The 1,437-nt window shown below is 71.1% G+C and carries 1 protein-coding gene; it reads right to left on the bottom strand.

Annotated features, from left to right (window positions below):
- Positions 1-158: 158 nt before the first annotated feature.
- Positions 159-1,437, bottom strand: a 1,279-nt coding sequence (locus tag AB0O19_RS38460) for an IS1380 family transposase (protein WP_363626396.1), incomplete at its 5' end; no start/stop codon positions are given.

Raw genomic sequence — 1,437 nt, 5'->3', positions numbered from 1 at the left:
CTAGCCTCCGTGTTTCGGTTCGCGTCGGCTGATCTGGGGTGATCCCTGTGTCGAAGGTCGCGGAGCTGCCGTCGGATGTTGGGCATGCCGAGGGCCCGGCGCGATGGCCGGGTGCTCCTGGGTCCTGGGTCGTTGGTGGTCAGGGGCGGCTTCGTCTGTCAGGTGGCCGGTCGGGGTAGTGCCACCAGGCGGCTGAACGCCGCGGTCAGTTCGTGACGCCAGGGCCAGGTGGCGGCGATCCGTAGGCGTAGGCGGCGGGCTCCGCGCGTGATCCGGGCGGCAGCGTGCAGAAGGCGGTAGCGGAGCTTCTTGGGCTCAGCGGTGGCCAGCTCGCCGTCCAGCAGCAGGGTTCGCGTCCAGGCCAGCAGGTCGATCGCGGTCAGGGAGAGTTCCAGCCAGGCCTGGTTGATGGCGAAGTGGCGGGAGGGGAAGCGGCCGAAGCCGGTGGTCTTGCCGCAGCGGATGTGGTCCTCGACCCGGGCGTGAGCCCGGTGGCGGACCTCCAGGTACTGGATCGAACCGCCGCCGGCGAGGGGCGTATCGGTGAGGAAGACCTGGTGGCGCATGCCTTCGTCCTGGTCGAACAGCGACAACTGGGCGCCCGGATGGGGACGCTCGCGGCGGACGATGATGCGGGTGCCGTCCGGGTATCCGGTGAGGTCGACCAGGCCGGACAGCTCAGCGACCTCGGCGCCGGCACGAAGGGCCCCGTCCTGCTCCAGTGCGGGATGCCAGACCTGGCCGGGCAGGACTCTGATGGCCTTGCGGACCTGTTCGGTGACGGCGTGCCCGACGGAGAAGGTGGTCTGGATCCCGCGTTGTCGCAGGGCGCGTAGGTGGGCGAGGAAGGCTTTCGCGCTGCCCGCGCTGTCGGCGCGGATGAGGACCGGGGTGCCGTGTCGGTGGGCGTCGGGAATCTGCGAGAGGGCCTGGTCGAGGACGGTGATGTGGTCGGCTGCGGTGTTCGCCCCGGCGTTGCCCGGCCGCAGGACGCCCGCGAGGGCCTCACCGGTGTTGTCCAGGAAGCAGAGCATCGGGTGGTAGCCGAAGCCGCGTTTGTAGGTGGCGGCGGACTGTTCCTTCTCGGAGTGGCAGGTGACCAGGGTGGCGTCGATATCCAGGACCAGGCCCGGTAGTTCACGCCCTCCGGCATGTGATGGGGGTATGGGGTGGCCGGTCTCGTCCGCTTGCAGCCAGGCGACCTCGCGGGTCCTGGCCCTGGCTGCCCGCAGTGCGTTCAGGGCGGCGGCGTCGATACCGGCCAGCACTCGCCAGGCGGTCGGGGCGGAGGCGACGGGGCCGAACACGTCGCGCTGGTCGCGCAGCACGGCCAGATCGGCGATCGCCTCGCCTCCGTCGGCGAGCATCACCGCCAGGTCCACCGCGACGCGGCCGGGATCATGCCCGGTCCCGCGCGGCCGCAACCGGTGCAGGGCA

Origin of the sequence: Kitasatospora sp. NPDC091276 (assembly GCF_040684355.1) — a bacterium.
Taxonomy (GTDB): domain Bacteria; phylum Actinomycetota; class Actinomycetes; order Streptomycetales; family Streptomycetaceae; genus Kitasatospora.
Note: the sequence above shows the minus strand (reverse complement) of the source record. Positions and strands in the feature narration are given on the sequence as shown.